Origin of the sequence: Kaistia granuli DSM 23481 (genome assembly GCF_000380505.1) — a bacterium.
Lineage (GTDB): Bacteria > Pseudomonadota > Alphaproteobacteria > Rhizobiales > Kaistiaceae > Kaistia > Kaistia granuli.
In genome coordinates, this window is record NZ_AQYH01000006.1 from 278999 (window position 1) to 293070 (window position 14072).

The 14072-nt window shown below is 66.9% G+C and carries 15 protein-coding genes; 4 read left to right on the forward strand and 11 right to left on the reverse strand.

Features of this window, described 5'->3' with window-relative positions:
• Window positions 1-9: 9 nt before the first annotated feature.
• The 9 genes from ccoS to G342_RS0108955 form a co-directional block, all read right to left on the reverse strand.
• Entirely contained in the window at window positions 10-159 is a 150-nt protein-coding gene (gene ccoS, locus G342_RS0108915) for a cbb3-type cytochrome oxidase assembly protein CcoS (protein WP_018182784.1), read from the reverse strand.
• A gap of 2 nt (window positions 160-161) precedes the next feature.
• Entirely contained in the window at window positions 162-2435 is a 2274-nt protein-coding gene (locus G342_RS0108920; protein WP_018182785.1) for a heavy metal translocating P-type ATPase, read from the reverse strand.
• Entirely contained in the window at window positions 2432-3217 is a 786-nt protein-coding gene (locus tag G342_RS0108925) for a DUF2189 domain-containing protein (protein ID WP_018182786.1), read from the reverse strand. Before G342_RS0108925 ends, G342_RS0108920 begins: the two co-directional genes overlap by 4 nt.
• 14 nt (window positions 3218-3231) lie before the next feature.
• Entirely contained in the window at window positions 3232-3444 is a 213-nt protein-coding gene (locus tag G342_RS0108930; RefSeq protein ID WP_018182787.1) for a hypothetical protein, read from the reverse strand.
• Entirely contained in the window at window positions 3441-4322 is an 882-nt protein-coding gene (gene ccoP / locus G342_RS0108935; protein ID WP_018182788.1) for a cytochrome-c oxidase, cbb3-type subunit III, read from the reverse strand. The genes G342_RS0108930 and ccoP overlap by 4 nt, the downstream gene beginning before the upstream one ends.
• Window positions 4313-4483 (reverse strand): CcoQ/FixQ family Cbb3-type cytochrome c oxidase assembly chaperone, encoded by a 171-nt coding sequence (locus G342_RS0108940; RefSeq protein ID WP_018182789.1) that lies wholly within the window; start codon window positions 4481-4483, stop codon window positions 4313-4315. The genes ccoP and G342_RS0108940 overlap by 10 nt, the downstream gene beginning before the upstream one ends.
• 4 nt (window positions 4484-4487) lie before the next feature.
• A complete protein-coding gene (gene ccoO / locus G342_RS0108945; protein WP_018182790.1) occupies window positions 4488-5219 on the reverse strand; it encodes a cytochrome-c oxidase, cbb3-type subunit II in 732 nt (243 codons plus the stop codon).
• Between the two features lie 6 nt (window positions 5220-5225).
• On the reverse strand, window positions 5226-6884 hold the full coding sequence (gene ccoN / locus G342_RS0108950; protein WP_026304269.1) for a cytochrome-c oxidase, cbb3-type subunit I: 1659 nt from the start codon (window positions 6882-6884) through the stop codon (window positions 5226-5228).
• 176 nt (window positions 6885-7060) lie between these two features.
• Window positions 7061-7765 carry a Crp/Fnr family transcriptional regulator gene (locus tag G342_RS0108955; protein ID WP_018182792.1) on the reverse strand — a complete coding sequence of 235 codons (705 nt, stop codon included), beginning with the start codon at window positions 7763-7765 and terminating at the stop codon, window positions 7061-7063.
• 224 nt (window positions 7766-7989) lie between these two features.
• Between G342_RS0108955 and G342_RS0108960 the strand changes: the two genes are divergently transcribed.
• From G342_RS0108960 to nirK, 3 genes are all read left to right on the forward strand, one after another.
• Complete coding sequence (locus G342_RS0108960; RefSeq protein WP_026304270.1) at window positions 7990-8439, forward strand: pseudoazurin; 450 nt, start codon at window positions 7990-7992, stop codon at window positions 8437-8439.
• 63 nt (window positions 8440-8502) lie between these two features.
• Window positions 8503-9687: an NnrS family protein gene (locus tag G342_RS0108965; RefSeq protein ID WP_018182794.1), complete on the forward strand. Its 1185-nt coding sequence runs from the start codon at window positions 8503-8505 to the stop codon at window positions 9685-9687.
• Between the two features lie 104 nt (window positions 9688-9791).
• Window positions 9792-11351, forward strand: coding sequence for a copper-containing nitrite reductase (nirK, locus tag G342_RS0108970; protein WP_018182795.1), 1560 nt, complete (start codon window positions 9792-9794; stop codon window positions 11349-11351).
• 39 nt (window positions 11352-11390) lie between these two features.
• On the opposite strand, the gene G342_RS0108975 is transcribed toward nirK, so the two are convergent.
• Both G342_RS0108975 and metB read right to left on the reverse strand, forming a co-directional pair.
• Window positions 11391-11858 carry a PAS domain-containing protein gene (locus tag G342_RS0108975; protein WP_018182796.1) on the reverse strand — a complete coding sequence of 156 codons (468 nt, stop codon included), beginning with the start codon at window positions 11856-11858 and terminating at the stop codon, window positions 11391-11393.
• Complete coding sequence (metB, locus tag G342_RS0108980; RefSeq protein ID WP_018182797.1) at window positions 11848-13014, reverse strand: cystathionine gamma-synthase; 1167 nt, start codon at window positions 13012-13014, stop codon at window positions 11848-11850. Before metB ends, G342_RS0108975 begins: the two co-directional genes overlap by 11 nt.
• A 189-nt stretch (window positions 13015-13203) precedes the next feature.
• On the opposite strand from metB, the gene G342_RS0108985 reads away from it, so the two are divergent.
• Complete coding sequence (locus G342_RS0108985; protein WP_018182798.1) at window positions 13204-14052, forward strand: LysR family transcriptional regulator; 849 nt, start codon at window positions 13204-13206, stop codon at window positions 14050-14052.
• Window positions 14053-14072 lie beyond the last annotated feature (20 nt).

The following is a 14072-nucleotide window of genomic DNA, read 5'->3' on the forward strand; positions in this document are numbered from 1 at the left end:
AGCATCCGGTCAGGCGTCGTCTTCGTCATCCAGCAGGATGCGTTCGGCGGCGCCGTCGAGATCCTCGTACTGGTCGCTGCGCAGCGACCAGAAGAAGATCCCGAGCGCCACCACGCCGAAGACCAATGCCAGCGGGATGAGGAAGACCAGACTGTCCATGGCTAGCGCGATCCGGCCGGGATGGCCCGAGTGTCGGCCTGGGCGGCCGGCAACGCCGGCGACCGCGATGCCTTCCGGCGGTCCTCGCGCCCGGCCTTGAGACGCAGGGCGTTCGCCACCACGACGATCGACGACAGCGACATAGCCAGCGAGGCGATCAGCGGCGTCACGAAGCCGGCTATGGCGATCGGCAACGCGATCAGATTGTAGAGGATGGCGAGGCCGAAATTCTGCTGGATGAGCCGGCCGGCCTCCCTGGAGACGGCCAGCGCCAGCGGCACCGCGCCGAGGCCGGCGCGCAGGAAGACGAAATCGGCGGCGTTGCGGCCGATATCGGCGGCGGTCGCCGGCGCCATCGAGACATGGGCGGCCGCCAGCACCGGCGCATCATTGAGGCCGTCGCCGACCATCAGGGTCTTGTGGCCAGCCGCGGCGAGCGCGGTGACCCGCGCCAGTTTTTCGGCCGGCAGCACGGAGGCGGCATAGTCGCCGATGCCGAGATCGCGGGCGACGGCGGCGACCGCCGGCGGCTGATCACCGGAGAGAATGAGCGTGGCGATCCCTTGCTGGCGCAGGTCGGCGACCGCCTCCCGGGCTTCCGGGCGCAGATCGTCGCGGAAAGCGAAGGCCGCGAGCGCCTGACCATCGCGGCTCAGCACCGTGCCCTCGCCCGGCCTGCCTGCCGCGCCGAGCGCCCAGTCGGCACGGCCGAGCCGATAGACGGCGCCATCGGCTTCCGCCTCGATGCCCTGGCCCGGGATTTCCGCCAGCCGCGTGAAATGCAGTCCGGCCGCGCCGGCGCCGTAACGAGCGGCAATTGCCCGCGAGACAGGATGGTTCGATGTCGCGGCGAGCGACGCGGCGATCGCGGCGGCGGCCGGATCGATCGCCCCGCCCGCTTCCAGCCGGAGGCGGCCAAGCGTCAGCGTGCCGGTCTTGTCGAAGGCGACGGTGTCGATCTCGGCCATGCGCTCCATCGCCGAACCGTCCTTGACCATGATGCCGTTCTCGAACAGGCGCCGCGCGGCGACGACCTGGACGATCGGAACGGCGAGGCCGAGAGCGCAGGGACAGGTGATGATGAGCACCGCGATGGCAATGCCGATCGACCGGTGCCAGTCGCCGGTCATCGCCAACCAGCCGATGAAGGTCAGCAAGGCCGTCGCATGGATGACCGGCGAATAGAGCTGCGCCGCGCGATCGGCGAGCTGCCGGTAGCGCGCCTTGCCGCCCTCAGCAACTTCCATCAGCCGGACCATCTCGGCGAGGAAGGAGTTCTCGCTGCGGGCGGTCGCGACCATGGTCAGGCCGCCGGTCAGGTTCAGCATGCCGGCCTTGAGTTCGGAGCCGGCCCCAACCGGCTGCGGCATGCTCTCGCCGGTGACGACCGAACAGTCCAGCTCGGAGGCGCCGCTGGCGACCGTTCCGTCGACCGGCACGCGGTCGCCCGCGGCAACCATGAGGGCCATGCCCGGCTCGATCTCGCCGACCGGCAGATAATCCCGACTGCCATCCTCGCGAAGCACGGTGGCGCCGCGCGGCGCCAGCCGCACGAGACCGCTAACCGCCTTCCGCGCCTTCTCGCGCATCATGTGGTCGAGCACGCGGCCGATCAGCAGGAAGAACAGCAGCGAGGTCGCGGCGTCGAAATAGGCATGCGGGCCGTTCTGGTAGGTGTCGTAGACGCTGATGCCGAAGGCGAGCAGAACGCCGATCGAGATCGGCACGTCCATGTTGGAACGGCCGTGGCGGAGCGCGCTCCAGGCCGAACGGAAGAACACCTGCCCGGAATAGACCAGCGCCGGCAGCGCCAGCAGCGCGGAGATCCAGTGGAAGGCCTGCCTCGTGCCGGGATCGGCGCCCGACCATACCGACACCGAAAGCAGCATGATGTTCATCGACGAGAAGCCGGCGACCGCCAACGCGCGCAGCAGGAAGGCGAGCTGCGGATCGCCTTCCTCCGCGCCCATGTCGAACAGATGCGCCGCATAACCGAGGCCTTCCAGCGTCTCGATCAGCGGCGGCGCCTCGCCGCTCCATTTGACGCTGGCGCGGCGGGTCGAGAGGTTGACCCGGGCGTAGGTGACGCCGGGAACCGCGGCGAGGCCGCGCTCGATCTTGCGTATGCAATCGGCGCAATGCATTTCCGGCACGGCGAGATCGACCTGCCGCACCCCGTCGCCCAGGTCGCGGCTGGCCAGCAGCAGCTCCTCCCGGGAAACGGCGGCGTTGACCGGCCGGGCGGCGGCCGCCGCATCGGCCGCGCAGCAGCTCATTTCATCGCCTCGTAGCTATGCCAGGTGGCATGTCCGAGCAGCGGGAACACGACGATCAGGCCGATCAGCCCGGTCGCCACGCAAAGCACGAACAGCGCCAGCACGATGGCGCCCCAGGCCAGCATGACGGACAGATTGTTCCAAACGAGCGAAATGCTCGTCCCCATCGCCGTGAAGGCGTCCGTCTTCTCGTCCAGCAGCATCGGAATGGCGAAGGTGCTGATGGCGAAGGAGAAGGCGGCGAACAGACCACCGACCACGGTGCCGACCAGAAGCATCGCCAGTCCTACCGGCGTGGTGAACAGCATGGAGGCGACATGGTCGAGGCCCGGGAACGGGCGCAGCCCGAAGAACAGGGCGTAGATGATGACGGCGGCGCGCATCCAGACCAGCATCAGCAGGCAGAGGATGGCTCCGGTGAACAGGACCTGCCCGCCCGAGCGCGCCTTGACGAACAGCATCCCGGCCAGCGTGATGCGCTCGCCCCTTGCGATGGCCCGACTCTTGGCATAGAGCCCGATGGCGACCAGCGGCCCGACCACCATGAAGCCGGCCAGCGCCGGGAAGAGGATGTAGTCGAGATTGAGCGCGAACAGGCTCCAGATCACGACGACCGAGACGATGAAGACGACCAACCCGTAGATCAGGCTGTCGAGGGGACGGACGAGCAAGTCGCGCCAGCCGGCGGCGAGCCAGCCGAACGCGGCGCTGGGAGCGAGGCCGCGCCGCCGTGCCTCGGCGAGCGGGCGCGGGATCGCTTCGGATGCCTTTGTGATAGCCATGAGCTTCTCCTGCCTCAGCACGCAGATTTCGCGGCGCGGAAGACGTCGCCGGAACCGTCGGCCGCCTTCGCGTGCGGGACGCATTCCGGCTGCGATTCCAGCGCGACATAGACGAGGTGCGCGTTCGCCCCGAGCAGGAACACGACGCCGACCGCCGCGATGGCGACCGAGATCCACTTCCAGTTCAACGGCCGCCCGCGCCCGGGCATCGATCGCGTGAGGCTCATTTTGCCGCTCCATCGAGCGATTGCACATAGAGCGCGAGCACCTTGACGTCGATCGGCGTCAGGCGATCCTTCCAGTGCGGCATGTGGCCCTGACGACCGCCATAGACGGTGTTGAAGACCGACTGCGTATCACTGCCATAGATCCATTTCGCATCGGTCAGGTCCGGCGCGCCGACCTCGACATTGCCCTTGCCGGTGTCGCCATGGCAGGCGACGCAATTGGCGGCGAACACCTCGCGCCCGGCCTCGATGCGCCCGGCATTGTCGCCGGTGGCAGCCTCTGCCCCGGACAGCGAGCGCACATAGGCCACGACGTCGTTGATCTGCTTGCGATCGAGCACGCCGTCGCGACCGAACGCCATCATCTGCGAGACCCTTGTATCCGGGTGTCCCGAATTGATGCCGAACTCGATCGTCTGGGTGATCTGCTCGGGCGAACCGCCCCAGAGCCAGGCCTTGGCGGTGAGATCCGGGAAGCCCGGTCCGCCCTTGGCGTCGACGCCGTGGCAGACGGCGCAATTGTCGGCGAACAGGGTCCGGCCGGTCTCGCGGACCGAACGCATCAGCCCCTCATCCGCCTGGATCGCCGGGAAGTCCATCGACGCGACCTTGTCGGTCCAGGCGGCGCGCTCGAGCGTTGCGTCGCTGACGGCGCTCGCCACCACCTGACGGTCGTCGAAGCCGAGCAGACCCTTGGTATAGGTCACGCCGAGCGGCCAGGCCGGCATCAGCACCCAGTAGACGACCGAGAAGAGGATCGTGACAAAGAGGAAGAACAGGACCACGCGCGGCACGGGCGTATCGAGTTCCTCGATGCCGTTCCACTCATGTCCGGTCGTCGTCTTGCCGGTAACGGGATCGCGCTTGCCTATTTCCACGGCTTGTCGTCCTTGTCGAGAATGCTCTCCTTGGCCCGGTCGAAGCGTTTCTTGTTCCTGGGGCAGAAGGTGTATGCCAGCACGCCGATGGCGAGCGCGATCAGGTAGAACAGCCCCCAACTCTTCGAGAAGGCGACCACGGTTCCATAATCGAGGTCCATCGCATCACTCCTTTGCCGCGACAGCCGGCGCCGTGGCGACGTCCGTCAGCTTGCCCAGGATCTGCAGGTAGGCGACCAGCGCATCCATTTCCGTCACCCGGGACGGATCGCCGTCGAAGGCGCGGATATTGGTCGCCTCGCCGTAGCGCTCGCTCACGCCGGCAGCCCGGTCGGTGTCCGGCGTCGCCTGGCCGTAGGCGTCGGCCGGGGCGTTGTCGATCATCGCCTGCGTGTAGGGGACGCCGACCCGACGCATCGCCAGGAGGTGATCGCCGAGATCCTCGGTCTTGAGCGTGTTGTCCTCGAGCCAGCGATAGGCCGGCATGACCGACACCGGCACGACATCGCGGGGATTGCGCAGATGCGCGACCTGCCAGGCGTCCGAATACTTGCCGCCGACGCGGGCGAGATCCGGGCCGGTCCGCTTCGAGCCCCACAGCATCGGATGGTCGTACTGGGATTCGACCGCCAGCGAGTACGGGCCGTAGCGCTCGACCTCGTCCCGCAGCGTCCGGATCATCTGCGAATGGCAGGCATAGCAACCCTCGCGGAGGTAGATGTTGCGGCCGGCCAGCTCGAGCGGCGTGTAGACCCGCATGTCGGGCGCCTTCTCGACCGTCTCGTCGATCGTGAAGAGCGGCGCGATCTCGACGAAACCACCGATCGAGGCGACCACGATGATGGCCAGAACGAAGCCGATGGCGCTGCGTTCGAGCTTGCGATGAAAGTTCGGCATGGTCGGCTACTCTCCGGCCTGAAGTGCGGTTGAGGTCGCAAGCGCCGGTTCGTCCACCTCACTGCCCTCGGCGGCGAGGCTGGTTCCGGGCTGCCGGATCGTCATCCAGATATTGTAGCAACCGACCATCGCGCCGAGCAGGAACAGGAGCCCACCCAGAGTCCGCGCGATGTAATAGGGATGCATCGCTACCAGCGAGTCGATGAACGAGTAGGCGAGCGTTCCGCTTTCATTGTAGGTGCGCCACATCAGGCCCTGGATGATGCCCGAGTTCCACATCGCGAAGACGTAGACGACGGTTCCGGAGAGCGCCAACCAGAAGTGGACCTCGACGAGACGGGACGAATACATGCGCTCGCGCTTCCACATCCACGGCACCAGCGCGTAGATCGAACCGAAGGAGATCATCGCCACCCAGCCGAGCGCGCCGGCATGGACGTGACCGACGGTCCAGTCGGTATAGTGGCTGAGCGAATTGACCGCCCGGATCGCCATGAACGAACCTTCGAAGGTCGAGAGGCCGTAGAAGACAGCGGCGACCATCATGAAGCGCAGCGTGGCGTCGTCGCGAACCTTGTGCCAGGCGCCGTTCAGCGTCGCCAGCGCATTGCCGGCGGAGGCCCAGGACGGCACCAGCAGGACGACCGAGAAGGTCATGCCGAGCGTCTGCACCCATTGCGGCAGCGCCGTGTAGTGCAGGTGGTGCGAGCCCGCCCACATGTACATGAAGACGATGCCCCAGAAGCTGATGATCGACAGCCGGTAGGAGAAGATCGGGCGTCCGGCGCGCTTCGGCAGGTAGTAGTACATCATGCCGAGGAAGCCGGCGGTCAGGAAGAAGGCGACGGCGTTATGGCCGTACCACCACTGCGTCATCGCATCCTGGACGCCGGAGAACAGCGAATAGCTCTTGGCGCTGCCGAAGGAGACGGGCACGGCCAGGTTGTTAACGATATGCAGGATCGCCACGACCAGGATGAAGGCCATGTAGTACCAGTTGGCGACATAGATGTGCGGTTCCTTCCGCCGCGCCAGGGTACGGATATAGATCAGGAAGTAGACCACCCAGACGATGACCAGCCAGATGTCGGCATACCATTCCGGCTCGGCATATTCCTTCGACTGGGTGAGCCCCATGAAGTAGCCGCTCACTGCAAGAACGCAGAAGAGGTTGTAGCCGAGCAGCACGAACCAGGGGCTGAACTGATCGGGGAGCCGCGCGCGGGTCGTGCGCTGCAGCACATGCAGCGAGGTCGCGATGAGCGCGTTGCCGCCGAAGCCGAAGATGACGCTGGTGGTGTGAACCGGGCGGATACGTCCGAAGCTGGACCAGGCCGCGTCGAAGGTCAGATCGGGCCAGGCGAGCAGCGCCGCGACCCAGACGCCGAAGAACAGGCCGAAGACGGCCCAGGCCATGGCCAGGATGATGCCGACCTTGGTGGGATCGTCATAATATCGGGACAGACGCTCCTTGTCGGGTTCGGGCGCGTAGTAGCCCGCCATCACCACGAACATCAGCCCGACGGCGGACAACAGGATGACGAAGCCGTGCGTACCGATCGGATCGTTACGCCCTGCGGCGGCAAATGCCAGGCCGCATAGGGCCAGCACGGTCAAGACGGCAAGCGAAAGCTGCCGCTCCAGTTTCGTCAATCCCGCAATCATGCTGGGGAGCCCCTATCTGTTCACGCAGTAGCCCTTCAGCGTCTTGCGACGACAAAGTGCCGCCCTTTGGTGAACGATAATCTCGAGGCTGTATTTGTTCTAGATCAAAGAAGGGCGTGATTGCGGCGGCAGGCGACGTCCCGATGCCGCCGAAGCGTTCGGCCGAGGCACCCGTTTCAGGTCGAGGCGGCGCGCCCCTCGGCGAGCGACTGCAGCCTGCCGGCTTCGACGACCGTGACCCGCTGCCTGCCGCTCTTGACGAGGCCCTTCGCTTCCCAGGCCGCCAGCAGGCGGCTGACCGTATGCAGGGTCGTGCCGGTCATCTCGGCGATATCCTGCCGGGAAATCGGAAAGTCGATCTCGACCCCCTCCCCGGTCTTGCGGCCGTTCTGCTCGGCCAGGCGCAGCACGACGCGGGCCACCCGCTGCTCGACCTGCTCGGTCGACATCTCGACGAGGCGGGCCTGCACGTCCTGCAGGCGGCTGCCGACGGTCTGGTAGGTCGTCTCGCCAAAGCCGGGGATCTGGGCCATGAATTCCGGCCACATCGCGCTGGGCCAGGCGAGGACGACGCAATCGACCGCCGCGACGGCGCTGGCGGGATAGGTGGTTCTCCCCATCGCGTGGGCGATGCCGATGAGCTCGCCGGCGCTGATGTAACGGACAATCACCTGGTCACCGCCGGGCGTGGTCTTGACCACGCGGACATGCCCGTCGAGCAGCAGGAAGAACGAATGTCCCTCGGCTTCCTCCTCGAAGATGGTGGTGTCCTTGGCGACCCGCAGCGAGCGGGCGCTCGACAGGACGCGATCGAGATCCTCCGGCTTCGCCGTCCGGAACAGCGGCAGGCCGGCGATGAGAGAACGATCAAGCTGGCTCACGCTGCCTCCCGTTCGATCGAATTTCCGGCTCCGCCGGGTGACAGGCGGCGGGCGCTCCCCGCCTCGGGCACATTCGGATCCCGGTTCATCGGCTCTCGCATGGGCTGACGTCTATCCTGGTCCAGTTTGCAGCGTCTGTTTGCGCCAGCGCAAATTCGATCGCTGTTTCTCTGCCTATAAGCAGAGCGATGACGGATGTCATTGGCTTGAGGTGAAGGAAAAGCATGATGATACGGATAGCGGTGGTCGCGATGGCACTGGCGGCGCTCGTGACGACGGGAGCCGCGCAGGCAGCGGACCACGAGGTCAAGATGCTCAACAAGGGCGCCAAGGGGGCCATGGTATTCGAGCCCGATTTCATCCAGGCCTCCGTAGGCGACACCGTGACGTTCCTGCCGACCGACAAGTCGCACGATGCCGAATCCGTCAAGGGCATGGCGCCGGAGGGGACGCAGCCCTTCAAGGGCAAGATCAGCGAGAAGGTCACCGTCACGATTGATGCCGAGGGCGTCTATGGCGTGAAATGCACGCCGCACTACGGCATGGGCATGGTCGCGCTGATCGTGGCCGGCAATCCGGTCAATCTGGACGCGGCCAAGAACGTGAAGCATCCGGGCAAGGCCAAGAAGGCCTTCGAAGCGCTGCTGACCCAGGCCGCCGCCGGCGCTCAGTAACCCGCCCAATCGGCATTCGCAGGCGATCACGGACCGTTCCGGACGATAGCTGGGATCAATGACATGGCCATCCCCCGCACGCGTCCCGATCGCCTGCCTGCCATCCTCTCCTACGGATTTCGTCCGTTCTTCCTGCTCGGCTCGCTCTATGCGGGCGTGACCATCCTGATCTGGCTGCCGCTGCTGCAAGGCCGGCTGGAAACGACCAGCGTCTTCTCCCCCGTCGACTGGCACGTGCACGAGATGCTGTTCGGCTATCTCGCCGCCGTCCTGACGGGGTTCCTGCTGACGGCGATCCCCAACTGGACCGGCCGCCTGCCGGTGCAAGGATGGCCGCTGCTCGGGCTGGTCCTGCTCTGGCTTGCCGGGCGGATTGCCGTATTCTGTTCGGCGGACATCGGCTGGATCGCCGCGGCGTTGATCGATTGCGCCTTCCTGCTGGCAGTGGCCGCCGCCGCGGGGATCGAGATCATCGCCGGCCGCAACTGGCGCAACCTCAAGGTCCTGATCCCGGTCATCGTGTTCGGCGCGGCGAACATCGCCTACCATGTCGAAGTGCACGCCCTCGGCACGTCCGACATCGCCCGGCGGCTCGGCATCGGCACCGCCATAGTGCTGATCGCGTTGATTGGCGGCCGCATCATCCCGAGCTTCACCCGCAACTGGCTCGCCCGCGAAAATCCGGGCCGCCTGCCGGTGCCGGTCGGCCGTTTCGACATGGCGACCATCGCCATCTCGGCGCTCGCCCTACTGGGCTGGTCCTTCGCCCCCGACGCCGCAGCGACGGCCATGGCCCTGATCCTCGCCGCCAGCCTCAACACCCTGCGGCTGGCGCGCTGGGCCGGTGACCGTACCTGGCGCGATCCGCTCGTGCTGATCCTGCATGTCGCCTACGCCTTCCTGCCGATCGGCATGCTGCTGGCCGCCCTAGCGGTCCTGGCGCCCGACGCGGTCGGCCCGGCCGCAGCCGTGCATGCCTTCGGGGTCGGCGCCATCGGCACGATGACGCTGGCCGTCATGGTACGCGCCACGCTCGGCCATACGGGCCAACCTTTGCAGGCGGGAAAGGCCGGCTGCTTCGTGTTCGCAGCCATTCTCATCGCCGCCTGCGCGCGCATCGCCGCCGCGCTGGGCCTGCCGGGCGGCTGGCTCCTCGATCTCGCCGCCGGAGCCTGGACAGCCGGCTTCCTCGGCTTCGCCCTGCTCTACGGAGCCATGCTGCTGCAGCCGCGCCTGCGCCGCGGCTAGGCGATCCGCCATCCGAGTTTACTTTGCGTTGCAGCAAAGAGCGCCGCAACCGGGGCCGCTAGCTTGACGATGTCAAGTTTTGCAGAGCAACGGCGGAGTGATCCATGCTCAGAAAGACCCAAACGCGTCCCGGCGGAGGACGCGATACTCATCCGGATGGCCCCCTACCTTTAACCGCGTGGCTGCAGAAGGGCAGGCTCCTCGCCGCCGCCGTCGCCCTGCTGTCGAGCCTTGCCCTGACGCCGGCCTTCGCCCAGTCGCACCAGCACGGCCAGACGGCGCCGAATGCCCCCGCCGCGCAAGCAGAGCCGGCCAAGCCGGCGATCGAACCGGCCGCGACGGACGTCAAGACGGCAGCATCCGCGCCGATCGTCAGCTACCACGCCCCGATGACCTTCACCCTGAAGACGGGCATCGCCACCGGGCGCATGGTCTATATCGGCGTCGGTGGCACCATCGACGGCAAGATCAACCCGACGCTGATGGTGCATGAGGGCGAACTCATCCAGATCAACCTGATCAATGGCGAGGGCGCGGAACATGACGTCGTCGTCGACCAATATCCGGCGCGCTCCGCCGTGGTGGTCGGCAAGAACGCCTCCACGACGATTTCCTTCCTGGCGAGCAAGGTCGGCGAATTCGCCTATTTCTGCTCGATCGCCGGACATCGCCAGGCTGGCATGGAAGGCCTGATCCAGGTCATGGCAGGCCCGCGCGAGGCGATGGCGAGCGACGCCGCCGACGTCGTACGCGATCCGGCCGACCTGCCGGGTCCGATCGGCCAGCGGCCACCCAAGGTGGTCAAGGTCGACCTCGAGACGGTCGAGCTGGTGGGACGTCTCGACGACGGCACGACCTATACCTACTGGACCTTCAATTCGAAGGTGCCGGGCCCGTTCCTGCGCGTGCGGGTCGGCGACACGGTCGAGGTGCACGTCAAGAACCCCGCCGACAGCGTCATGGCCCATTCGGTCGATTTCCATGCCGCGACCGGTCCCGGCGGCGGCGCCCACACGACCCAGACCGACCCGGGCGCCGAAACCGTCGTGACGTTCAAGGCGCTGAAGCCGGGCATCTTCGTCTATCACTGCGCCACGCCGAGCGTCGCCCACCACATCACCAGCGGCATGTACGGCCTGATCCTCGTCGAGCCGGAGGGCGGACTGCCGCAGGTCGACCGCGAGTTCTACGTGATGCAGGGCGAGCTCTACACCGTCGAGCCGTTCGGTACGAACGGCGTGCAGGAGATGGACTATGACAAGCTGATCTCCGAGCGGCCGGAATACTTCCTGTTCAACGGCGCCGTCGGCTCGCTGACCAAGACCCATCCGCTCTATGCCAATGTCGGCGAGACGGTGCGCATCTTCTTCGGCGTCGGCGGACCGAACTTCACGTCCTCCTTCCACGTCATCGGCGAGATCTTCGACAACGTCTATTCCATGGGCAGCGTCACCTCCCCGCCGATCACGGGCGTGCAGACGGTCACCGTTGCCCCGGGCGGCGCGACGATCGTCGACTTCAAGCTCGATCGCGGCGGCAACTACGTGCTCGTCGACCACGCCCTGTCCCGCGCCGAGCGGGGCCTCGCCGGCCACCTGATCGTAGACGGTCCGGAAAACGACGCGATCATGCATGCGGGCCCGGCCGACGCCCCCGCGGAGTAACCCAGCAAGATCCGGCGCCGCGTTCCCGCGCGGCGCCGCTCAGCTACCCAGTACTTCCGGGCGCTGCGCAGCCAACTGGCGACGCAGCACCTTGATCGTTTCGAAGCGTTCCGTGACATCCCGCATCACCGCGGCCATACCTGTGACCCCGCCCTCGCCGTCACGCAGCAGAACAATCGTGAACTCGACCGAGATCCGCCGCCCGTCGGCGGCGAGCGCCGGCACGGCGAGGAGATCGCCCGCGACATAGCGGCTCTGCCCGGTCCGCATCACGGTGTCGTAGCCCTGCCAGTGCCGGGCGCGCTGGTTTTCCGGGATGATCAGGTCGAGCGACTGGCCGACAGCCTCGGCCGCGTCGAAGCCGAAAATGCGGGCGGCGCCCGGGTTCCAGAAGGTGATCCGCCCTTCCCGATCGGTCGCAACGATGGCATCGGCGATGCTGTCGAGCAGCGCCCCGGCCAGGGCCGAGCGCAAGGTATCCGGCGCCTCCAGCGTTTCAGGGTTCACGATCGGCAGCCTCCAGTGCCTGTTGCAGATCATCGAGCAGGTCCTGTTCGCCCTCGAGACCGATCGAGAGCCGCATCAACGTATCCTTGATGCCGGCGGCATGCCGCGCCTCCGGCCCCATGCCGGCATGGGTCATGGTAGCCGGATGGGCGGCGAGGCTTTCCATGCCGCCGAGCGATTCCGCCAGCGTGAAGATCCGGAGCGCCTCGGCAAAACGCCGGACCTCTCCCATGCCACCCTCGATCTCGAAGCTCAGCATCGCACCAAAACCGTCCTGCTGGCGCCGCGCCAGCTCGTGGCCCGGATGCTTGGGCAGGCCCGGAAAATGGACGCGGGCGACGCGGGGATGCGCGTCCAAGAATTGCGCGACCGCCATCGCATTCCGCTGCTGCCGCTCAAGCCGCGGGAACAGCGTCCGCAGGCCGCGCAGCGTCTGGTAGGAATCGAAGGGCGCTCCGGTGACGCCGGTGATGTTCGCCCACTCGGCGAGCTCTTCCAGACGCGCCGCCGACGCGGCGACCACGGCACCACCGACCATGTCGGAATGGCCGTTCAGATATTTGGTCGTCGAGTGGATGACGAAATCGGCGCCGAGGCCGATCGGCCGCTGCACGGCCGGCGACAGGAAGGTGTTGTCGACCGCGACCGCGGCGCTGATCGTCCGGGCACGACGAACGATCCCGGCGATGTCGACGACCCGCATCAGCGGATTGCTCGGCGTCTCCACCAGCACCAGCATCGGCATACGCTCGAAGGCGAGATCGAGCGCGCGCGGATCGGTCTGGTCGACGAAAGCTACCTTGAACTGACGCTTGGTCGCCCGGCGCTGCAGCAGGCGGAACGTGCCGCCATAGCAATCATGCGGCGCCAGCACGAGGTCGTCGGGCTCCAGACGGGAGAGCACCAGATCAACGGCGGCCATGCCGCTCGATGTGATCACCGCGCCGGCGCCGCCTTCGAGCTTCGCCAGCGTGTCGGCGAGCTGGTCGCGGGTCGGGTTGCGGGTGCGGGAGTATTCATAGTCCCCGGGCTGCTCGAAGCCGCGGAACCGATAGGCGCTGGAGAGGTAGAGCGGGGGAACCACCGCACCGAAGGCGGCATCCTGGCCGATGCCATTGGCGGCGGCGATGGTCTCAGGCGATTTGCAGTCGGTCATGACGAAATGAAGGTCTCGATGCATGGGCCGGCCCGGCCGGCAACTGGTGGGGACCGACCCGAGCGTCCCGACGCCGAGCCGACGCGCAGGGCACCGTGCCGGCCTGTCGCCTTTCAGGCTGCCAGCCCCGTTTTCACCAGACAAACGCATTTTGATTGCATTTGCCGGCAATTATTTTCATATGAAATCATGGACGTCGCCCTCGCCCGCACCTTTCTCGAAGTCGCCGCGAGCGGCAGCTTCGTCGCCGCCGCCGAACGGCTCAACCTGACCCAGACCGCCGTCAGCGCGCGCATTCGCGTGCTCGAGGAGCAACTCGGGCGCCGCCTCTTCGTGCGCAACAAGGCCGGCGCCCGCCTGACCCCGGCCGGCGAAAGGCTGGTCCGGCACGCAACGACGCTGGTCCAGGTCTGGGAGCGCGCTCGCCAGGAGGTCGCCTTACCGCCCGGCCGCGAAGAGGGCGTCAGCCTCGGCTGCGAGCCGAGCCTGTGGCAGCCGCTCTTCGCCGACTGGCTGGTCTGGCTGCACCATCACTGCCCGGACCTGGCGCTCAAGGCCGAGATCGAGACGCCGGCGCGGCTGGTCGACCGCGTGATCGAGGGATCGCTCGACCTCGCCCTCGTCTACAACCCGCCGCAGCGCCCCGGACTGGTCGCCGAGCCAATCGCGGAGGAGAAGCTGGTCTTCGTGACGACGGCGCCGGATGGCGCGCTGCTTCGAGATCGCTATGTCTATGTCGACTGGGGGCCGCGTTTCGCGGTCGATCACCGCGCCGCCTATCCGGAACTCGCCAATCCGGCGATTTCGATCGGCTTCGGCCCGCTGGCGCTCAGCCACATCCTCGCGGTCGGCGGTTGCGGCTATTTCCGCGTCGGCACCGTGCGGCCCTATCTCGATGACGGACGCGTCCATCGCGTCGCGGATGCGCCGGAGTTCTCGCATGCCGCCCATGTGGTTCACGCCCGGCGCGACGACGGCGCGCTGATGAACCGGGTTCGGAACGGCCTCCGGGAGGTCGCGCGGCGAAAGGCGGAATGATCGAAGAAAGCTCGCGGGCC

Bases quoted from the DNA above. Each gene is read 5' to 3' on its own strand.
- G342_RS0108925 (WP_018182786.1), bottom strand. From the start codon at position 3,217: ATGGCTATCACAAAGGCATCCGAAGCGATCCCGCGCCCGCTCGCCGAG.
- G342_RS0108940 (WP_018182789.1), bottom strand. From the start codon at position 4,483: ATGGACCTCGATTATGGAACCGTGGTCGCCTTCTCGAAGAGTTGGGGG.
- G342_RS0108920 (WP_018182785.1), bottom strand. From the start codon at position 2,435: ATGAGCTGCTGCGCGGCCGATGCGGCGGCCGCCGCCCGGCCGGTCAAC.
- ccoS (WP_018182784.1), bottom strand. From the start codon at position 159: ATGGACAGTCTGGTCTTCCTCATCCCGCTGGCATTGGTCTTCGGCGTG.
- metB (WP_018182797.1), bottom strand. From the start codon at position 13,014: ATGACCGACTGCAAATCGCCTGAGACCATCGCCGCCGCCAATGGCATC.
- G342_RS0108985 (WP_018182798.1), top strand. From the start codon at position 13,204: ATGGACGTCGCCCTCGCCCGCACCTTTCTCGAAGTCGCCGCGAGCGGC.
- nirK (WP_018182795.1), top strand. From the start codon at position 9,792: ATGCTCAGAAAGACCCAAACGCGTCCCGGCGGAGGACGCGATACTCAT.
- G342_RS0108965 (WP_018182794.1), top strand. From the start codon at position 8,503: ATGGCCATCCCCCGCACGCGTCCCGATCGCCTGCCTGCCATCCTCTCC.
- ccoO (WP_018182790.1), bottom strand. From the start codon at position 5,219: ATGCCGAACTTTCATCGCAAGCTCGAACGCAGCGCCATCGGCTTCGTT.
- ccoN (WP_026304269.1), bottom strand. From the start codon at position 6,884: ATGATTGCGGGATTGACGAAACTGGAGCGGCAGCTTTCGCTTGCCGTC.
- G342_RS0108930 (WP_018182787.1), bottom strand. From the start codon at position 3,444: ATGAGCCTCACGCGATCGATGCCCGGGCGCGGGCGGCCGTTGAACTGG.
- G342_RS0108960 (WP_026304270.1), top strand. From the start codon at position 7,990: ATGATGATACGGATAGCGGTGGTCGCGATGGCACTGGCGGCGCTCGTG.